At 54.1% G+C, this 20,131-nt stretch carries 18 protein-coding genes and 2 riboswitches; of the genes, 10 read left to right on the top strand and 8 right to left on the bottom strand.

Annotated features, from left to right (window positions below):
* Nucleotides 1-34: 34 nt before the first annotated feature.
* Genes gcvPB through gcvT form a run of 3 tightly spaced genes read right to left on the bottom strand, consistent with a single transcriptional unit; the run spans nt 35 to nt 4,054 of the window.
* On the bottom strand, nt 35-1,552 hold the full coding sequence (gene gcvPB, locus PBA01S_RS11670; protein ID WP_085169214.1) for an aminomethyl-transferring glycine dehydrogenase subunit GcvPB: 1,518 nt from the start codon (nt 1,550-1,552) through the stop codon (nt 35-37).
* A complete protein-coding gene (gcvPA, locus tag PBA01S_RS11665) occupies nt 1,540-2,904 on the bottom strand; it encodes an aminomethyl-transferring glycine dehydrogenase subunit GcvPA (protein ID WP_127576033.1) in 1,365 nt (454 codons plus the stop codon). Before gcvPA ends, gcvPB begins: the two co-directional genes overlap by 13 nt.
* Nucleotides 2,905-2,923: 19 nt before the next feature.
* Entirely contained in the window at nt 2,924-4,054 is a 1,131-nt protein-coding gene (gcvT, locus tag PBA01S_RS11660) for a glycine cleavage system aminomethyltransferase GcvT (RefSeq protein ID WP_127576032.1), read from the bottom strand.
* Nucleotides 4,055-4,162: 108 nt separating this feature from the next.
* Nucleotides 4,163-4,271, bottom strand: a riboswitch (glycine riboswitch).
* 3 nt (nt 4,272-4,274) lie between these two features.
* Nucleotides 4,275-4,373: riboswitch (glycine riboswitch) on the bottom strand.
* Between the two features lie 245 nt (nt 4,374-4,618).
* Between gcvT and gcvH the strand changes: the two genes are divergently transcribed.
* A complete protein-coding gene (gene gcvH / locus PBA01S_RS11655) occupies nt 4,619-5,014 on the top strand; it encodes a glycine cleavage system protein GcvH (RefSeq protein ID WP_085169209.1) in 396 nt (131 codons plus the stop codon).
* 104 nt (nt 5,015-5,118) lie between these two features.
* Here gcvH and mtnB read toward each other — a convergent pair whose 3' ends face one another.
* From mtnB to proB, 4 genes are all read right to left on the bottom strand, one after another.
* Nucleotides 5,119-5,793 carry a methylthioribulose 1-phosphate dehydratase gene (gene mtnB / locus PBA01S_RS11650; RefSeq protein WP_127576031.1) on the bottom strand — a complete coding sequence of 225 codons (675 nt, stop codon included), beginning with the start codon at nt 5,791-5,793 and terminating at the stop codon, nt 5,119-5,121.
* 71 nt (nt 5,794-5,864) lie between these two features.
* The gene (proC, locus tag PBA01S_RS11645; RefSeq protein ID WP_127576030.1) at nt 5,865-6,725 is read right to left on the bottom strand and encodes a pyrroline-5-carboxylate reductase; all 861 of its coding nucleotides are present in this window, start codon (nt 6,723-6,725) and stop codon (nt 5,865-5,867) included.
* Nucleotides 6,726-6,777: 52 nt separating this feature from the next.
* Nucleotides 6,778-8,025 carry a glutamate-5-semialdehyde dehydrogenase gene (locus PBA01S_RS11640; protein ID WP_085169203.1) on the bottom strand — a complete coding sequence of 416 codons (1,248 nt, stop codon included), beginning with the start codon at nt 8,023-8,025 and terminating at the stop codon, nt 6,778-6,780.
* A gap of 42 nt (nt 8,026-8,067) precedes the next feature.
* Entirely contained in the window at nt 8,068-9,174 is a 1,107-nt protein-coding gene (gene proB / locus PBA01S_RS11635) for a glutamate 5-kinase (RefSeq protein ID WP_028540194.1), read from the bottom strand.
* Nucleotides 9,175-9,674: 500 nt separating this feature from the next.
* On the opposite strand from proB, the gene PBA01S_RS11630 reads away from it, so the two are divergent.
* Nucleotides 9,675-10,448, top strand: a complete 774-nt coding sequence (locus PBA01S_RS11630) for a carbon-nitrogen family hydrolase (RefSeq protein WP_127576040.1) — start codon at nt 9,675-9,677, stop codon at nt 10,446-10,448.
* Here PBA01S_RS11630 and PBA01S_RS11625 read toward each other — a convergent pair.
* The gene (locus tag PBA01S_RS11625) at nt 10,439-11,362 is read right to left on the bottom strand and encodes a LysR family transcriptional regulator (protein ID WP_028540196.1); all 924 of its coding nucleotides are present in this window, start codon (nt 11,360-11,362) and stop codon (nt 10,439-10,441) included. The genes PBA01S_RS11630 and PBA01S_RS11625 overlap by 10 nt on opposite strands.
* Before the next feature lie 150 nt (nt 11,363-11,512).
* Between PBA01S_RS11625 and lepB the strand changes: the two genes are divergently transcribed.
* From lepB to PBA01S_RS11585, 8 genes are all read left to right on the top strand, one after another.
* Nucleotides 11,513-12,073 (top strand): signal peptidase I, encoded by a 561-nt coding sequence (lepB, locus tag PBA01S_RS11620; RefSeq protein WP_085169199.1) that lies wholly within the window; start codon nt 11,513-11,515, stop codon nt 12,071-12,073.
* Nucleotides 12,074-12,246: 173 nt separating this feature from the next.
* Entirely contained in the window at nt 12,247-13,170 is a 924-nt protein-coding gene (locus tag PBA01S_RS11615; RefSeq protein WP_127576029.1) for an AEC family transporter, read from the top strand.
* Between the two features lie 139 nt (nt 13,171-13,309).
* Complete coding sequence (locus tag PBA01S_RS11610; RefSeq protein ID WP_085169195.1) at nt 13,310-14,518, top strand: sensor histidine kinase; 1,209 nt, start codon at nt 13,310-13,312, stop codon at nt 14,516-14,518.
* Nucleotides 14,496-15,170, top strand: a complete 675-nt coding sequence (locus tag PBA01S_RS11605; protein ID WP_085169193.1) for a response regulator — start codon at nt 14,496-14,498, stop codon at nt 15,168-15,170. Before PBA01S_RS11610 ends, PBA01S_RS11605 begins: the two co-directional genes overlap by 23 nt.
* A 174-nt stretch (nt 15,171-15,344) precedes the next feature.
* Complete coding sequence (gene leuC, locus PBA01S_RS11600; RefSeq protein ID WP_028540199.1) at nt 15,345-16,769, top strand: 3-isopropylmalate dehydratase large subunit; 1,425 nt, start codon at nt 15,345-15,347, stop codon at nt 16,767-16,769.
* 25 nt (nt 16,770-16,794) lie between these two features.
* On the top strand, nt 16,795-17,394 hold the full coding sequence (gene leuD, locus PBA01S_RS11595; protein ID WP_009225922.1) for a 3-isopropylmalate dehydratase small subunit: 600 nt from the start codon (nt 16,795-16,797) through the stop codon (nt 17,392-17,394).
* A gap of 234 nt (nt 17,395-17,628) precedes the next feature.
* Nucleotides 17,629-19,143, top strand: coding sequence for an N-acetylmuramoyl-L-alanine amidase family protein (locus PBA01S_RS11590; protein WP_127576028.1), 1,515 nt, complete (start codon nt 17,629-17,631; stop codon nt 19,141-19,143).
* 30 nt (nt 19,144-19,173) lie between these two features.
* Nucleotides 19,174-19,788 (top strand): GerMN domain-containing protein, encoded by a 615-nt coding sequence (locus PBA01S_RS11585; RefSeq protein ID WP_127576027.1) that lies wholly within the window; start codon nt 19,174-19,176, stop codon nt 19,786-19,788.
* Nucleotides 19,789-20,131: the final 343 nt, after the last annotated feature.

Genomic DNA, 20,131 nt, shown 5'->3' with positions numbered 1-20,131 from the left:
TATTCAAGCAGCATCTCTTTTTGCTTGCATGATCTTAGCCGCAAGCGCAGTTCAATACTGGCTTCCGGGCGGCGCCAGTTTCGTCCAGACGCGTCACCGGAGTGGTGTACGGAGCGTTCCGTAACATTTCCGGATTCGTTTCGGCTTCCTTGGCGATGGCGATCATGACGTCAATAAAGCCGTCCAGCGTTTCCTTACTTTCGGTTTCCGTCGGTTCAATCATGATACATTCCTCTACGTTCAGCGGGAAGTAGATGGTTGGCGGATGATAGCCGAAATCGAGCAGCCGCTTGGCGACGTCCAGCGTGCGGATGCCGTACTTCGCCAGCCCGCTGCCGGACATGACGAATTCGTGCTTGCATGGTTGATCCGGGTACGGCAACTCGTAATAAGGCGCCAAGCGTTTCATCATATAGTTGGCGTTTAACACGGCATTTTCCGAGACTTGGCGGAGTCCATCAGGGCCTAAGCTGCGGATATAAGCATATGCGCGAACCAGGATGCCAAAGTTACCGTAAAAAGCTTTCACTCGGCCGATCGAGCTGGCCGATCCACTCTCAGCGCCGCCAGCGGCCTCTTCGGAGCGAGCACCGCGGATGGCGTACCGCCCGGATTCGTCCTTTACGATTCGGGGTTCAGGCAGAAACGGTATGAGCCGCTCCTTGACGCCAACTGGACCGGCGCCCGGACCACCGCCGCCATGCGGGGTGCTCATCGTTTTGTGCAGGTTGAGATGCACGACGTCAAAGCCCATATCGCCAGGGCGGGCGATCCCCATGATGGCGTTGGAGTTCGCGCCGTCATAATACAGCAATCCGCCGGCTCCGTGCACGATGTCGGCGATCTCCAGGATCTGTTCCTCGAACAAGCCCAGCGTGTTCGGGTTGGTGAGCATCAGCGCCGCCGTGTCCTCGCCAACGGCGGCGCGCAGCGCGTCCAGGTCCACCATGCCGCGCTTGGTGGACGGAATGGTCACCGTCTCGAAGCCGGCGACCGAGGCGCTGGCTGGGTTCGTGCCGTGCGAAGAGTCCGGCACGATCACCTTGGTGCGTTTCTCGCCGCGGCTTTCGTGGTAAGCGCGGATCATCATCAGGCCGGTCCATTCCCCGTGGGCTCCGGCCGCCGGTTGCAGTGTCACGGCATCCATGCCGGTGAGTCCGGCTAAATCCTGCTGCAGACGGTACATCAGTTCAAGTGCCCCTTGCACACTTTCCTCCGGTTGATAAGGATGGATTTTTGCCAGGCCAGGGTAACGTGCAACATCTTCATTCACCTTCGGGTTGTACTTCATCGTACAGGAGCCCAGCGGATAGAAACCGTTGTCTACCCCGAAATTCCGGCGGGACAACGCGGTATAATGCCGAATCACGTCCACTTCATAAACTTCGGGAAAAGCGAGGCCTTCGCTCCGCAGCATGCCCTGGGGGACGAGCTCTTCCTTCGGGGTGGTTGGAACGTCGCATTCCGGTAGAGAATAGCCGATCCGCCCAGGGCGGCTGCGCTCAAATATCAACAATTCATCAGATTTCGTCGTCTCTTTTATTTCGAGCATATTGATTCCTCCAGTACGCGGGCGAATTGGTCAATTTCCGCTTTGCTGCGCTTCTCCGTCACGGCGACCAGCAGATGGCCGGCGAGTTCAGGATAGCTGCGTCCCAGATCGTACCCGCCGATAAATCCGGCGGCAAGCAGATCCCGCTGCAGTTTGGTCAGATCAGTCCCCTCCGGCAACTGAAGCACAAACTCGTTGAAGAACGGTGACTCAAAAGCGGCGCTTACGCCAGGGATAGCAGTGAACACCTGTTTGGCATAATGGCTTTTCTGCAAATTCAGCTCTGCCACTTCAGCCATGCCTTGCTTACCCATCACGGATAAGTAAACGGAGGCAGCCAAAGCAAGCAACGCTTGGTTGGAGCAGATGTTCGAGGTCGCTTTCTCGCGGCGAATATGCTGCTCACGGGCTTGCAAGGTCAGGACGAACCCGCGCTTGCCGTTGCGATCGGTGGTCTGCCCAACGATCCGGCCAGGGATCCTGCGCATATACGTTTTCGATACGGCGAAGAAGCCGCAGGTTGGACCGCCAAAGGAGGGAGCCAGCCCCAAAGGCTGGGCGTCACCAACGACGATATCGGCACCAAGCTTCCCTGGCGCTTCCAGCAGGCCCAGAGCGAGCGGATTACTGCTGACGATCAGCAAGCTCCCTTGGGCATGAGCTAGTTCGCCAATGGCTCGAAGATCTTCCAGGGAGCCAAAGAAATTCGGGTTTTGGATCAAGACAGCTGCGGTGTCCTTAGTGATGGCCGCAGTAAGTGCCTCGCGATCGGTCACACCTTGTTCCCAACCAACCTCAACGATCTCCAGATTCAAGCCGTGGGCGTAAGTGGCGAGCACCTCGCGTGCTTCCGGATGGACGGTGCGGGAGACGACCAGCTGTTTGCGTCTGGTAGCCGCTGCGGCTAGGTTGCCAGCTTCCGCTAAAGCGGTGGCTCCGTCGTACATGCTCGCATTAGCGACCTTAAGGCCAGTCAGTTCGCAGATGTACGATTGGAATTCAAATATCGCCTGCAGTTCGCCTTGACTGATTTCCGGTTGATACGGTGTGTACGCGGTATAAAATTCCGATCGGGATACGACGTGCTGAATGACGGAAGGGATGTGATGATCATAAATTCCGGCACCTAGAAAGCTGGTATACCGATCGGTGTCGGCGTTGCGCCCGGCCAGTTCGGATAAGTGTCGGGTCAGCGCGTATTCGTCAAGGCGGGGAGATACCGGGAGTTCCCCTTGATAGCGAAGGTTCTCCGGGATGTCCTTGAACAGTTCCTGGACGGAGCTTACGCCGATCGTTTGCAGCATCTCCGCTTGATCTTGTTCGGTTAATGGTAAATAGCGATGTTTAAGCATCTGATTTCCTGTTCTCCTTTCACTGCTTGGCGGCAGGGTTTCGGCGATAGAACGGCAACGGGACGACCTTGGCCTGCAGCCGCTTGCCACGGATGTCGACCTCTACGATCGTGTCGGGGGCGGCATAACGGGTGGCGAGGATCGCCATTCCGAGGTTTCTTTTCAGCGTTGGCGACTGCGTACCTGTCGTCACTTCTCCGATCGGTTCCTCTGAGCCTTCGGCAAATACCGGGTAATGGGTGCGCGGAATCCCGCGGTCGATCATCTCCAGGCCAACGAGCCGGCGAGGAAGGCCTTGATCCCGCTGCTTGATCAACGCATCGCGGCCGATGAAGTCGTCATTTTCCAGCTTCACGAATCGGTTTAAGCCGGCTTCGAGCGGGGTAATCTCAGGGCCCAGCTCCTGACCATACAGCGGCAGGCAAGCTTCAAAGCGCAACGTATCTCTGGCGCCCAGCCCAGCGGGGAGAAGGCCCTGGCTCTCCCCGGCTTTCATCACAACGTCCCAAAGCGCTTGGGCCTGCTTGGCCGCGACATACAACTCGAACCCATCCTCACCGGTATACCCGGTTCTGGACAGCAAGACGGGGATCCCGGCAATCCGAGCTTCCCGAATAAACGTGAACGGACGCAACGCTTCAGGATCCTCCCCTTCGCAAAGCGGGGAGAGGAGGGAGGCGGCGAGCGGCCCCTGAACGGCAAGCAACGCAGTCTCGTCAGAGGCATTCCGCATGGTTACCCCTTCAGCGGGAAGGTGCTGCTGCAGCCAGTCCCAGTCTTTGTCAATATTCGAGGCGTTGACCACCAGCATGTACTTGCCTTCTTCCAGATGATAGATCAACAGATCGTCCACCACACCGCCATTGGGATAACAGAGCAAGGTGTATTGGGCTTTTCCTGGTTGAAGCAGGGTCACGTCGTTAGTGGTCATGTGTTGCAGGAAGCGTTCCGCCTCAGGGCCCTCCACGTAAAATTCACCCATATGCGATACGTCAAACAGACCAGCGCGCTCGCGCACGGCTTCGTGCTCTTTCTGGATGCCGCTGAACTGCACCGGCAGCTCCCAACCGCCGAAATCGATACAGCGGACTCCTTCATAACGCGCATATCCGGGATAGAGCGGCGTACGCCGCAAAGCGGATTCGGACATTACCATCACCTCGTAAGGGCCGGATCGGCCAATTTTTGAGAACAGCAAAAAAAGGACAGGCCAAAGAAAACCCGCTAACCTGCATAGAGGTCTAACGGTTCTTCCAGGCTCTGTCCTTTGTACCTGAGAGTTACCCTGTGCGGAGGCTCGAAGCTCGCGCAGGTTTCCCCTTGGGTGATTCACGTAAAAGATACCTCCACGTGAATGCTCTCCAGAGTTGCGTCCGGCAGAGGTCCTTTTGCCTGAGAGATTCACCGCTTCGCGGCTTGCTCCTTCGGCGTTACAATCCCGTAATTGTAATCTCTCCCCCTGCCATCAACCGCAGCTTACACATCTCATTAATACTCAAAATCTGTCTAGATGTCAATAAAGTTATCATAATAATTTTAATTAATTTCGTTTACTGGAAAAGGCTACGCTTACATTTTACTAGACTCTATCAAATGTGTTAATAATATTGACATGATAGCTAGGTTTGGAATAATCTGAACGAGGGAAATACAAAGATGAATCTTCCACAGAATTTAAGGTACACTAGATCATCCGAAAGAGGAGGAGCAAGCTTTGGCTAGTGAGATCAGGGAAAACGTGTTGTACAGCGATGAGCATGAATGGGTACTTGATATGGGAGATGGAACGGTGAAGATCGGCATCTCCGATGTCGCCCAACATCGGCTGGGCGACATTGTATTCGTGGAGCTGCCCGAGCCAGGGCAGGAATTCGAAGCGCAGGAAGGCATCGGAACGATCGAATCCGTGAAGACGGTGGCCGATTTGTTTACGCCGGTCAGTGGGACAGTGCTGGCAGTGAACCGGGAGCTGGATACCGCGCCGGAGCTCGTCAATGAAGAGCCGTATGATGGGGGCTGGATGGTCCATATTCGATTGAAGGAGGACGCTAACGTCGCGTTGGCGAACTTGATGGACGCGAAGGCGTATGCGGAATTTATCGAGAGATAAAGCAAGATCTTAGGCAAATGTAAAAAAACTCGCGGTTAGCGTAATTGCGGGAGCTGCTGATGGTAGTTTAATCACTCCGCTTATCGCTTGTCGCGAGTTGTTTTTTAGGCATGATACTCCTTGGGAGGCAACAGCAGGGAACGGTACAGCACTTCAAACATAAACTCCAGCGCTTCCAGATGGCGCTTCGCCTCAGCAATGTTGGTTCCCCAGACATAGACCCCGTGATTTTGCAGCAGCAACGCCGGCACACGGGTATCTAGACTGCCTGGGATTTGCTTGAGGATGGCTGGGAGCTCAGCGGCGTTCGGCAGAATTGGCACTCGAACCTCCGCCTGCGTCTCCCAGATCTCTAAGCTTTTGAGCAACTCGTTCCCCTTGAGTGGAACGCCGCCATCCGCAGCAAAATAGTCACTGAGCACGTTGTTGAACGTCGTATGTACGTGTACGATCGCGCCGCAGCCGGTCATCCGGTAGATTCTCGCGTGAATCGGTGCATCGGAACAAGGTTTAAGCCGCGTTGGCTCGCAGGGGGCGCTGGCGGCATCGACGAACAGCGCGCCAACCGAAGGGGAAGGGATCGCTGACAGCTCCGACCAATACGTCTCGTCGGCCGTTATGGCAAACACAAACCGGTCCGGCTTATACCGCCCGACCCGCATCGACAAGCTTCCGCTGGAAGCGGGAAACCAACCGCGGGCGGCGAACTCCTCCCGCAGGCGTTGGATGGCGTCCAGCGCCGCTTGTTTTTCTTCCCATGGGATATCGACGTAGTTCATGCTGCCGTCCCCCTTTCCTATTGGCCTTACGCGCAGTGCCGACCATCGCTGCACCATACGGCTGCAGCTTCTTACAACAGCGCTTGTTTGACGGCTTCGCCCATTTCTTTCGAGCGTTCGGCGGCCCGGTGAACCGCAGCTTTTACGTTTGGCTGAAAGCTGCCGGCTTCCAGCACACCGATCGCCGCTTGCGTCGAACCGTTGGGCGAGGTGATGTCTGCACGCAGCTTGGTAGGCGCTTCGCCGGTTTCTGACATCATGAGGGCAGCGCCAAGTACCGTCTGTACGGTAAGATCACGAGATTGCTCAGGCGTTAATCCGCCTTCGATGCCCGCTTCAATCATCGCTTCCATCAGATAATAAACATATGCAGGTCCGCTCCCAGATACGCCCGTCAATATTTCCATTTGATCCTCTGGGATCACGCTAACCATCCCTACCGCTTCAAACATCGACAAGACTTGGGCGCGCTGTTCCTCGGTGGTCTCCGGAGAGAAGGAGATTCCCGTCGCACCTTGTCCGATGGAGCAGGAGGTGTTGGGCATCGTGCGGGCGACAGCGACCGGGCTGCCAAGCAGCGCTTGAATCGTCGAAATGGATAAACCGGCAATCAGGGAGACGATCAACTGACCCTCGCGCAGAAGTGGGCCCAATCCAGCCAGAGCTTCACCGGCATCCTTCGGCTTCATCGCCAGGACGATAATCGATGCGTCCCGCAAATAGATCTGCTTTGCGTCCGCTTCAGATGCTGTTTGGACCTGGTAGGTTTGGGCTAAATAGTCGAGCCGTTCCCGGTTCGAGCGATTCAGCATCACAATTTGATCCGCGCTGGCAACTTGCTTATGGAGCAAGCCGCGTACGATCGCTTCAGCCATCGAACCTGCTCCATAGAAACAGATGGTGGAGGCGGACAGAGAAGGTATTGTTTTCATAGGATATGACCTCCGGTTATTATTTTGGTTGAAAAAAAGGGGGGACGCCCCGTTACTGCCGGATTTGTCCATTCCCCTGGATGATATATTTACTTGAGGTGAGCGCAGTCAGCCCCATCGGACCGCGGGCATGCAGCTTCTGGGTGCTGATGCCGATCTCCGCGCCGAACCCGAACTCGAATCCGTCGGTGAAGCGAGTGGAAGCGTTATGGTACACCGCCGCAGCATCAACTTCTTGCTGGAACCGTTCAGCATTCGCGCTGTCTTGGGTCACGATACACTCGGAGTGCTTCGTGCCGAAGCGGGCGATATGCGCCATCGCTTCGTCCAGATTGCGAACGATTTTCACGTTGAGAATATAGTCGTTATACTCCGTGGCATAATCCTCATCCGTCGCGGGTACTGCCCAAGAGATAAGCTGTCTTGCGGCCTCATCGCCCCGCAGTTCAACCCCGGCTTCCTTGAAACGATTCGCCAGCTCAAGCAAATGTTGTGCGGCAAACGCCTCATGCACCAGCAGCGTTTCCATCGAATTGCAGACCGAAGGACGCTGAACTTTGGCATTCATCGCGATCTCTGTCGCCATCACAGGATCGGCTGAGGCATCCAAATACGTATGACAGATCCCCGCACCCGTCTCGATGACTGGAACTGTGGCATTTTGCACGACCGTCTGGATCAGCGAGCTGCCGCCGCGTGGAATCACGACGTCCAGCAATCCGTTGAGCTTCAGCATTTCGTCAACAGAGGCGCGGTTTGGATCCTCGATCAGTTGAACAGCATCAACCGGAACTTGCGTTCCCGCAAGCGCTTCGTGGATAATCTTTAAGATTTGTCGGTTGGAGGACAAGGCGGAGGAGCCGCCGCGAAGCACAACGGCATTGCCTGTCTTCAGGCATAAGCCCATGGCATCTACCGTTACGTTCGGCCGCGCTTCATAGACGATCCCAATGACGCCAAGCGGGACGCGGCGTTTGATGATATGCAGCCCGTTCGGACGGTTGATCGTTTCCAGCACATCGCCTACCGGGTCAGGCAACTCGACGATTTGCCGCAGTCCTTCAGCGATCCCTTCAATGCGCGCATGGGTTAATGCCAGGCGATCCAATAAGGAAGAAGATGTCCCGTTATCCCGTCCCCGCTGCAGATCCTCTTCATTGGCCGCGAGGATCGCATCGCTGTTGCGAACAAGCGCATCGGCGACTGCCAGCAGAGCGTCGTTTTTTTGCGCCGTTGTCAGACGATTCAGAACTGACACGGCCGTTCCGGCCAGCTTCGCTTTTTCTCTTACTTCACTCATAGGTATACCTCCTTAAAAATCCTGTGAAAACGGATGGATGAATTATGCTTTTAATGAGATCCATTCGTCCCGGTGGATGACTTCCAAACGATGGACGCTGTCCAACTTCTTGAATACTTCGGTGCTGGGGAGCCCGAGAATGCTGTGGAGCTGTTCCGCATCATAGTTAACGATGCCGCGTCCCAATACCTCGCCGCCTGCGCTGATAACCTCTACGACATCGCCGGTATGGAACTGTCCGCTGGCCTCTTTGACGCCAACTGGAAGCAAGCTTCGTCCGCCGCGGATCAGCGCCTCCTCAGCACCGGCATCTACCGTCAGCGTCCCGATTGGGGTGGAGAAGAAGCCCAGCCACTGCTTCTTTCGCGGCAGCGAGGCACCGTGGGCTTCGAAATAGGTGCCATGCCCATCGCCGTGCAAAGCGGCCAGCAGATCGCCGGGGGAGGCGACCTTTCCGACGAAGACCGGAACGCCTCCGAGCGAAGCGATTTTCGCGGCGTCAATTTTCGACCTCATACCGCCCGTACCGACGGAGGAGCCGGCACCGCCGGCGATCGCATAGATCTGGCCGGTGATTTCCGTGACCCGGCTGATCCGCTGGGCCTGTGGATCCAGACGCGGATCCTTGGTGTACAGACCGTCCATATCGGTCAGGATCAGCAGGTGATCGGCGTGAATCAGGTTAGCGACAAGGGCGGACAACGTATCGTTGTCGCCGAACTTCAATTCATCCAGCGAAACGGTATCGTTCTCGTTAATAATCGGCAGCACGTTTCGCTTCAACAGCTCTTCGATCGCCATGCTGGCGTTGCCCGTTCGCTTACGGTTTTGGAAATCGGACCGGGTCAGCAGCACCTGGGCCGCAGTCACTCCGTGTCGAGCCAATTCTTCGCGATAAGCCTGCATCAGCAGCGCTTGACCAACGGCAGCCGAAGCCTGCTTCTCATGCAGCAGCTTAGGCCGTTCGGAGTAGCCGATTTCACGAAACCCGGCGGCCACAGCGCCGGAGGTGACCAGCAATGGCTGGTATCCGGCCTCAATCAACCCGGCCAATTCGGATGCGTAATACGCCACGGCCTCCCGGTTTAAACCTCCTTCTGACGATGTCAGCGAACTGCTGCCAATTTTGACGACGATGCGTCGCAGCATGGGGATCACTCCTCGAACGATAGATATAAATAAAAAAACTTTCGCCTTTGCATGCAAAGGACGAAAGTTTCGACTTCCGCGGTACCACCTTTATTGATGAGACAAGCTCATCCAACTTCAATGCCCGGTAACAGGGGCGCTGTCCGGCTTGTTCGGCCGGCCGCTCAGGGATAGGATTCGGAAAGGGCTAGCATGTAAATTCTTTCAGCCGGTGGAATTTACTCTCTGTCTTGCCGCGTACTTTCGTACTGGTCCCGTCAATGCGTTTTATCAAAATGTCCGTTTATGGTTCTCATGTAATGTAAGCATACCACGCGTCCCCTGGCATTGCAAAGGGAAAAGCGCCGAAATGGCGCAACCATCGCTTCTTTTGGTTTCATTCACGTTCGGCTTGCGATTCAACCCAGGCACCATTATGATGAGATTTAAGCAAAGTGAAGCCTACGAAAAGGCGGTGTGCAAAGAAAGTGAGTCTACAGTCCAGTCATTGGCGGATCGCCATGATTCAATGCGATGTCGCCTTAGGGGAACCCGAAGTGAACCGGACCAAGTTCGAGGAGGCAATGGAACGAGCAGTTCACGCTGCAGAGAAACCAGACGTCATCCTGCTGCCGGAGCTGTGGAATACGGGATACGCCTTGACGGAAATTGGCCGGTTGGCTGATCCGGAGGGACAGCACAACCGGGCATGGCTGTCTGCCTTCGCCCGGCGTCATGGGATCCATATCATTGGCGGCTCGATTGCCGAAAATCGCAGCGGTCAAGTCTACAATACGATGCTGGTCTTTGACCGCAACGGGGATGAGGCGGCCGCATACTCTAAAATTCATCTGTTTCGACTGATGGAAGAGGAGAAGTATCTGCAACCGGGAGAACGGAGCGCGACGTTTGAGCTGGATGGCGTGACGGCCGGGGCAGCCATCTGTTACGATATCCGCTTCCCAGAGCTGACCCGCAGCTTGGCGTTACGCGGGGCGAAGCTGCTGTTTGTGGCGGCGGAATGGCCGATCCCGCGGCTTAACCACTGGCGTACGCTGCTCATTGCGCGGGCGATCGAAAATCAAATGTACGTCATCGCCTGCAACCGGACGGGGAAAAGTGGCGGCGATGAGTTTTTCGGCCATTCGATGATCATCGACCCCTGGGGGGAGATCGTGGCTGAGGGCGGCGAAGCAGAGGAAGTGGTCATCGCCAGCATTGACCTGACGTTGGTTGATCAAGTCCGCCGCCGGATTCCCGTCTTCGACGACCGCCGTCCGCAAGCTTATGATTGATGTGACGTTTGGCGTTCCTTCATCGTCTTTTTAAACGTCTCGATAAAAGCCTCCGCAGCTTTGGATAGATAACGTCCTTTGCGGTAGGCGATCACTAGCGTCCGGCTTGGGGCTGGAGCGGCAAGAGGTAAATACGCCGGGATCAACTCGCTGCGTTTCGCTCGGGCGATAAACCGCGGCACCAGTGTAATGCCCATCCCGGCGGCTACCAGCGATTGTACGGTTTCGATATTGTTGCTCTCAAAGACGACATTCGGCTCGAACCCGGCCTCCCGGCATAGGTCGGCAGTCATTTTACGGAAGCCCTGGCCTTTTTTGAGCACGATAAACGGTTCGTTTTCCAGTTGCTTCATCTGAACACCCTGCTCTAATACCCCGGGCAATTTCGTCAGCGGATGGTCCGGAGGAACTGCCAAATCGATGATCTCTTCACCAACCGGTTCGTAAGAGAGCGTGGGCTCCTGCAACGGCAGGGACAGCAGACTGAGGTCAGTACCGCCTTCGGCCGTCAGTTTCTCCAGGTTCAGGGACGTATCTTCCAACAGGGTCACTTGAATATTGGGGTAGCTCGCTTTAAACGCAGGAAGCACGTAAGGGAGCAGGTGAGAGCCGGTAATCGGCATACTGCCGACCACAACGCGGCCTGCTCTGAGCTGGGAAATGTCGTCCATTTCCTGACGGAGCTGGGCGACGGCGTCCATGATTTTTTGGGCGTGCGCAATAAAGCTGGCACCGGCATAGGTTAGCTCAACCGTACTCGTATTGCGCTGGAACAGCTTCACCCCGAGCTCCTGTTCCAGCTTGGACAGCTGCTGGCTAAGTGATGGCTGAGCGATGTGGAGCTTGTCGGCGGCCCGGGAGAAGTTCTTTTCCTCGGCGATCTTTATAGTGTATAGAAGTTGACGAAGTTCCATAGCATTAACCCCTTTGGTTCATTAAGGAATAAACCTTCTTGATCTTATAAGTATAACCTATAAGTACACTATAACATATAGATATTTGTATTGGTATGTGACTTGCCTTTATAATAAGAGACAAACATCAAGAGTGTGGAGGTTTTTCGCTTGAAACGGAAAACATGGTGGAAAGAACTCGGCGGATGGGGCTTCTCCATCGTCCTAGGCTTTGTACTTAGCATGATTATCGGCATTTTTATCATTCAACCTTATAAAGTTGACGGTCATTCGATGGAACCAACCTTGACGGACAATCAACGCATTTACGCTTGGAAGTTTACGCATGTGTTGGAGAAGCTGCCGGCTTATGGCGACATCGTCATCATCGACAGCCGGGTAGACCGGAGCCGTACGTTCTGGGACGACGTGAAGGAGCATCCGATCATCACTTGGCTTTCCGGTAGGGAAGAGGACGATGTTTTCTATGTCAAACGCGTGATCGGCTTGCCAGGTGATACGATTGAAGTGAAGGATGGACATGTGTTCCGCAATGGGCAACAGCTGGAGGAACCTTACATCAAGGAGCAGATGGATCCCCGCGCGGCGCAGATATGGCATGTACCGGAGAACCACGTATTTGTGATGGGGGATAACCGGAACAACAGTAATGACAGCCGCAGCATCGGACCGGTACCGCTGGATCATGTGATGGGGATCGATTCGTTTTAAGCTTGGGTAGAAATGGAGCAAACCACGCTGGGAAGTTTCTCGGACGGGTTGCTCTTTTTTTGGTTGGAACAAGGGTATAGGTTTTGTCTATCAACCATATTGCTTACAAGTCTTGGACGATGGAAGGATCCGGCCGTTAAAATAGGAGGCAATTCTAAGAAGGGGGTGCTGTGATGCTCCATTCGGTTGTATCGACGCTCTTAGGCGTTCTGGTGCCGCTGGCGGTTCCGGTTGCCGCCGGGGCGATATTGGCCCGGTTTCGCGCCTGGGACACGAAGCCGCTGCTTACGTTGTATTTGTACGTGCTAAGTCCGGCTATAATCTTTGACACGCTGCGGGGTGCCCATATCTCCACGGATGAGCTGTACAGCACAATCGGCTTCGCCCTGGTGAATCTGCTGTTTATGTGGGGCATTGCCCAAGGGATCGGGAAGATCGCCCGTCTGGATCCGGCGGAGCAGGCCGGTTTGACACTGATCTCCACCTTAACGAACAGCGCCAATTACGGACTGCCGCTCGTGCTGCTGGCCTTTGGCCAACTGGGTCTAGATAAAGCTTCCGTGTACGTCATCACGCAAATGATCATTGTAAATACGGCAGGCGTTTATTTTGCGGCACGTTCCCAGTTTTCAGTTCAAAATGCAGTCAAATCGGTGTTTACCCTGCCAGCGGTGTATGCGGCGGCGCTGGCTGTATTTCTAAAATGCTTTGGGCTTCACCTGACAGCCGGGTTGGAGCAAGGGATAGGCATGGTCGCGGACGCTTATTCGCCGGTGGTGCTGACGATCTTAGGCGCGCAAATGATCAAGGTTGGCCGGGCGGAGGCGAAGCAGGTTAAGCCTGCCGGATTCTGGACGGGCACGGCCATTCGCTTGCTACTAGCACCGTTTGTGGCTCTTGTAACATTAAAGCTGCTGGGCATTTCGGGTCTGCTGTTTTCAGTCTTGTTCATTCAAGCCTGTATGCCGGTTGCGGTGAATGCCGTTGTGCTGGCCGAGCGATTTGATGCCGCCTCGGGTCTAGTGTCAAAATGTATCGTATGGACGACCCTCGCTTCCTTTTTGACGCTCCCCGCATTGATCGTGCTCGTCCAGTAAGGAACAGATCGAGCTCTGTACGCATCCGCTCTCGTTCGAGACTGTCTCGGGTTAGAATTGCCACCGTCAAATTTCTATCTCCAGATAGAGATAGGCTATGATAAGGTAAAGACATCCAACGTTTGGAGGTCACGTTTCGATGTCCATGGGAAAAAGCACAATTCTCCTTCGACCTGCTGTCATCAGCGTGGTTATTTTAATTTCCATGTTTTCGGCCGGGCTGTTTGACGGAACCCCGTCTCAAAGTGCCTTGAACGGGCTGATTTGGCTGAGTTATGCCTGCATCCTGTTCCTTCCGAAATCCCAATGGACTCCCAAGCATGCCTGGGCGGCATTGGGTCTGCTTGTTGTGATTACGGGGATGAATTTTGTCTGGTATCAGGATTGGGAGTTGGTCTACTTCCTCATTTTCGTCGTGTTTTATGCACTGTTCCGCTTGATTATGCCGAAGCCGCTGTGGCCTGCTATCCTGACGCTGTTGATTACGGCCGTTCTATTCATCCATTATGGCGCCTTAAATCTGCCTGAGATCATGAGCTATATCTCGCTTGCGATCTTTCTGTACTCTGTTATTCGCCGTCGGATGTTGCGTCAAGAAATGCATGAGCAAAATCTCCGTCATATTGCAGAGCTGCGGAAGGCGTATGATGAATTGCAGGAGGCTTCCGTAACCTCGATGCGGTTTGCGATCTTGGAGGAGCGTACGCGCATCGCCAGAGATATTCATGATTCCGTCGGCCACAGCCTCACGTCCTTGATCGTCCAACTCCAAGCGCTGCGGTTCATGGTCCGGCAGGATCCTGAACGATCGGAACAAACGATTGATGAGATGTTGGTCGTCGCACGTCAGGGTCTTCAAGATATCCGCAACTCCGTTCATGCGCTGGCGGATGACTCCTCGTTCTCCGGCAAATCTGCCCTAAAAGCCCTACTGTCACGTTTTGAAGCTTCATCCGGAATTCGCTGCGTGATGGATGACGAGCTGCCAGATGAGGATTTGGGAGACAAAGTCTACGGGATTCTGTTTAAAATATTACAAGAAGCCAGCACCAATGTGGTACGCCATGCGGAAGCCACCGAGGTGGAAGTTCGTCTATGGAAGGAGATGGATCAGGTCGTGATGCGCATTCGGGATAACGGCAAGCTGCCAGTCGGGCAGCCCATCACCGAAGGGTTTGGGATAAAAACGATGCGAACTCGGGTGGAGGAGATCGGCGGAAGTTTGCAGGTTGCGGCACATGAACCAAGCGGCTTGGAGATTGTGGCCAAACTCCCGGTGAAGAGCGAGCCAAACCAACAGGATACGGAAGGAAAGGAGGAGGCTCATGACGGAAGCAAACCGGATTAAAGTGATGCTCGTTGACGATCAGAACATGATTCGCCAAGGCTTTGGCTATATTCTCAGCTTGCAGCCTGATCTGCAGATCGTTGGTGAAGCGGGAAACGGAAACGATGCGGTCAAAATGGCGGAGGAGCTGCATCCGGATGTCATTCTGATGGATGTACAGATGCCGTTCATGGACGGAATTGAAGCGACAAAGCGAATCATGGCGCAGCAAACAGGGGTTAAAATCGTGATTTTGACGACGTTTGATGATCAGGACTATGTGCTAGAAGGGATTCGTGCCGGCGCTGTCGGCTACCTATTAAAAGATGCGGAAGCAAGCGACATGATTGAAGCGATCCGGGCAGCTTATCGGGGAGAAGCCATCTATAAGACGAAACTTGCCTCCGGCGCCTTGCAGGAAGCGATAGCCTCTGCATCACTGTCCGCTCCTGATAATGTACTGCAAGTGAAGTTGCTGGAGCCGTTGACTGAGCGCGAACAGGAGATTCTCCAGGAGATGGCCTATGGACTTCGTAATGAGCAAATAGCGGCCAAGTTGTTTATTACCGAAGGGACGGTAAAATCCCATGTCCACCGGATCTTGCAGAAGTTTGGCTGCGAGGATCGGACGCAGGTGGTTGTGATGGCGCTGCGGGGCGGGTTGGTGAAGTAGCCAGCCGCCTTTTGTGCCACTTATAAGCTAAACCTATTGCGTTTATAGATATTATATCTTGGAACAATTAACACGATCATGTTATATTGGATTCAACATTCAAGGCCGGAGGGCGCAGCAAACCGCCCTTTCGCCTTGATCACGTGTACGAATCCTTCTGTGGGGTGATTAATCATGAGCAGCAAAAAGACAATGTACGAGAAAATCTGGGATAACCATGTTATTTATCAAGAGGAAGGCAAACCGAGCATTCTCTATATCGATTTGCACCTCGTTCACGAGGTGACTTCACCGCAGGCATTTGAGGGTCTTCGCCTTAGCGGACGCAAAGTGCGCCGTCCTGAATTGACCTTCGCTACGATGGACCATAACGTCCCAACCAAAGACCGTTATAACATTACCGACCCGATTTCGAAGCAGCAGATTGATACGCTGGCCAAGAACTGCCGCGATTTTGGCATCACCTTGTATGACCTCGATACGATTGACCAAGGCGTCGTGCACGTTATGGGGCCGGAGCTGGGCCTGACGCATCCGGGCAAAACGATCGTTTGCGGCGACAGCCATACGTCCACACACGGTGCGTTTGGTGCACTTGCTTTCGGGATTGGGACGAGTGAAGTTGAACACGTACTGGCAACCCAATGCTTGCAGCAGGCAAAAGCGAAAACGCTGGAAGTTCGTTTTGTGGGCAAACGCAAACCAGGGGTAACGGCAAAGGATATGATCCTCGGTGTCATCGCCAAGTACGGCACGGACTTCGCCACCGGCTATGTTATTGAGTATACAGGTGAAGCGATTCGTGAGCTGTCCATGGAAGAGCGGATGACGATTTGTAATATGTCGATTGAAGCCGGAGCAAGAGCAGGCTTGATTGCACCGGACGAGACGACGTTTAATTACCTGCGGGGCCGTGAGCATGTGCCACAAGGAGCGGCATTCGACCAAGCCGTGGAAGAGTGGAAGAAGCTGGCTACCGATGAAGGTGCAACTTATGATCGCGTCGTCGAATTCGATGTGGATTCGCTGATTCCGCAAGTTACCTGGGGAACGAGCCCGGGGATGGGGACGGGGATCAACGGTGTGGTGCCGAATCCAGCTGATTTCGAGAATGAGAATGAACGCAAAGCCGCTGAGAAAGCGCTGGAATACATGGGCTTGACCCCAGGGACGCCGATGACGGATATCGCAATTGATTACGTCTTTATCGGTTCCTGTACAAACGGCCGGATCGAAGACCTGCGTGCAGCAGCGGAAATCGCGAAAGGCTACAAGGTTTCCGACAAAGTTACGGCGATCGTCGTTCCAGGTTCGGGCCGCGTGAAGCTGCAAGCCGAGAAAGAAGGTCTGGACAAAATCTTCAAAGAAGCTGGCTTCGAATGGCGTGATGCAGGTTGCAGTATGTGTCTGGCCATGAACCCTGACGTCTTGCAGCCGGGGCAACGTTGTGCTTCGACCTCCAACCGTAACTTTGAAGGACGGCAAGGGCGCGGCGGCAGAACCCATCTGGTTTCTCCAGCGATGGCGGCAGCAGCGGCGATCAAAGGTCATTTCGTCGACGTGCGCGAATGGGAAATCAAGAGTGAAGTCCTGAGCTAATCAAGGGAAAAGGGGAGAATCGACGATGGAAGCATTTGTAAAACATACTGGGATCGTAGGTCCAGTGGACCGTGTCAACGTAGATACCGATGCAATTATACCTAAACAATTTCTGAAACGGATTGAGCGTTCTGGATTTGGTCAGTTTCTGTTCTATGAATGGCGGTTTGACACGGAAGGGAACCCGAATCCTGAGTTCGAATTGAACAAACCGCGCTACGCTGGTGCGTCCATTCTGATTTCACGCGTGAACTTCGGGTGCGGTTCTTCGCGGGAGCATGCACCATGGGCCATTTTGGATTACGGATTCCGTTGTGTAATTGCACCGTCCTTTGCGGATATTTTCTATAACAACTGCTTTAAGAACGGCATCCTGCCGATCAAGCTGTCGGAAGAACAAGTGGAGGAACTGTTCCAGCGCACAGCTGCCCATGAGGGATACAAACTGACGGTGGATCTGGAGCAAAAAACGATCACCGACGAGTATGGTTTGAACATCAGCTTTGATTTGGATGAGCACCGCCGTCAGTTTTTGCTGCAAGGCTTGGACGATATCGGTTTGACGCTCCAGCACGAAGATTTGATTGCGGCATACGAGAAGAAGAAATTTGCGCATTTGGCTTAAACCGTCTGAACTTGGCGGGAAGTCCCGGCTGCGAGATGCAGCTGGGGCTTTTTTTTGTCAATCTATGAAAATATAAGTCTATCAGCCCAGAGTATTTTCTGATATTATGGAAGTAATTAGCAACGTTTTAGGAATGTTGGCGTTTACAATGCTCACTGGATCCTCGTCTGGTGGCGTATCCGGCAACAAGATTCTTGATTCGGCAAAATACGAGGGTGGGGTAGGGATTTACGGATGAAGAAACTCGGCTTAATGATGTTTATGTTGGTTGGTTTGCTCGTGTTTCCGGGATTGGCGAACAACGCCTACGCTGCCTCGGCGGAGGCAGCCGGAACCCATATTGTGCTGGACGGCCAGGAGCTCGAACAGCCTGCCGGTGCCCAAGCGGGGATCGTGGGAGGCAACGTAATGGTGCCGCTGCGCGTCGTTGCCGAAGGTTTGGGTTACCAAGTTGGCTGGGAGAAGCAGAGCGGCACGATTACGATCTCCCAAGAGGGAACCGAACTGAAGCTTACGCTGGGCCAAGACACCGCTTATGTTGACGGTCAGCTGGTGAAGCTGAGTTCTGCTCCATTTTTGCAGGGAGATTCAACGCTGGTTCCGCTGCGTTTTGTAGGGGAACAGATGGGGATGAAGGTGAGCTGGGACAATCTTACGAAGTCCGCTTACTTAACGAGTCCTGCAGGAGGTACTGCCTCCGGTGTTGTTCCGGGGACGGCGAGTCAAGCTCCAGGGTCGGAGACTCCAAACTCCGTTCCGGGAGGGCAGCCTGCGGCAGGGGATAACTATACATACGACCCGGGAGCTTCAACGGGGAACCAAGCCGAGAGCCCAATCGCGTTGATCCAAGGTATCAGCTTTAGCGAAAACCGTTTAATGTTTGCCGTTTCCGGTAGCGTGACCCCAAACGTATTTAAAATGAGCGGTCCTGAGCGGCTCGTCATTGATGTTCCCAACGCCGACTTTGCTCCAACTTTTGGGGATGTTCATCCTTTGGACGCAGGTCGGAACGGTCAATTTGCCGTCAGCGATTATCCGGACGTCTCCCAGATCCGCTATTCGCTGTTTAGCCAATCGCCGTCAACGGTTCGGATTGTCATCGATTTGAACCGGAGCGTAGATTTTAAGGTCACGAACCTTGATGATGGGCTTGTAACCGTTGATTTGACAGTGGCTGCAGACGTACCTAGCACCAATACGGTGGCAGGCGGCCGGCCGCTGGTTGTGATCGATGCAGGTCATGGCGGCAGCCAGCCTGGGGCGATCAGTGTCACGAAGAAACAGGAGAAGGAGTTTACACTGGCTGTAGCGCTGAAAGTCGAAGCGTTGCTCCGACAGGAAGCGGGTTTAGAGGTCATCCTGACCCGTATGACGGACGTCACCATGACGCTCCAGGATCGGGTGAAGGTAGCCAATGATCAAGGGGCTGCGGTGTTCGTATCGATTCATGGTAACAGTATCGATCCGCCAAGCAACCCTAGCGGTACAGAAACGTATTACACTCGAGACGAGAGCATTCCGCTTGCGAATGTCATGCACCAGCATTTGGTGAAGGCAACGGGCTTAAAAGATCGCGGCGTTAGAAAGAGTAGCCTGCATGTCACACGGGAAACGAAGATGCCAGCTGTGCTGCTTGAGGTCGGTTATCTGAGTAATAAGACCGATGCCGAATTAATGTACACGGAGGAGTTTCAACAACGTGTGGCAGAAGGGATTGTCGCGGGTATTAAAGAATATCTGGGCTTATGATCGATAAGATATGACAAGGAGGGAAGCGGCATGAAGAGAAAAGTGGCTGTATTGCTGGCTTTGGTGGCCATGCTGGGGGTTGCTGCAGGATGCGGTAACAAGCCGACGGCTTCACCTCCGGAGAATGAGCATCAGAGGGAAGCTGCGCTAAGCAGCGGTGCGCAGCAAGGTGAAACTCAGATGCAAGAGGTGCAGGGGCCGGTGAACGGTACTGATGATTCGGGGGATCCCCAAACCGATGCACAAGCGGGGGCGGAGAAGCTGACTATCCAGGTTTATTTGACAGATGATGATATGTTGGAGCTGAAGCAGACGCCGCGTGAGATTGAATTTACAGCGGATCAGAGCAAATATGAAAGCGCCTTTGAGGCGCTGCAAACTGCAGAAGACGGTCTGCTCTCCCTTTGGGAGAAGGTGGTTCTAAATACGGTGAAGTTCGACTCGGAGAGCGGGCAGTTAGCGATCGATATTCACTTGCCGGACGAAGCACGTCTTGGTGCGGGCGGGGAGTCGCTGGCGATCGAAGCGCTGAAGAACACAATGTTTCAGTTTGAGGAAGTCCAGCAAATCGAGTTGACGGTGGATGGTCAGCAAGTCGAATCACTGATGGGTCACGTGGACCTGGAGCATCCGATGAACCGCTAAGTACATCATCTACGAAGTGCAGATAAAGATGACGGGCAGCAGCAGACTATACCAGCCCAGCAAATCCGAATGCGGATTTGCTGGGCTGTTTTTTGCTTCAAGCTTATAGGTCCTAGCCGCAAATGAGATAACTTACCTCTCATAAAGCGTTAGAATCGAGAAGCATCCGTTTTGACGCTTGCCAGCGAGCTTATTTGCGCCAAATGGCTCCATTTGGAGGAGGAAACCGGCAAATAAGCTTTCACATAAGTGTTAGAATCGCAACGCCTCCGTTTTGGGCCTAATAGCGTTGCTGGCAAGCGTTAGAGCGCAGGTTGGCTATTGCGCCTAACTGCGCCAACTT

The organism is Paenibacillus barengoltzii NBRC 101215, from assembly GCF_004000745.1.
Classification (GTDB): Bacteria; Bacillota; Bacilli; order Paenibacillales; family Paenibacillaceae; genus Fontibacillus; species Fontibacillus barengoltzii.
The sequence above is the reverse complement of the archived record's forward strand: the minus strand, read 5'-3'. Positions and strand labels throughout refer to the sequence as shown.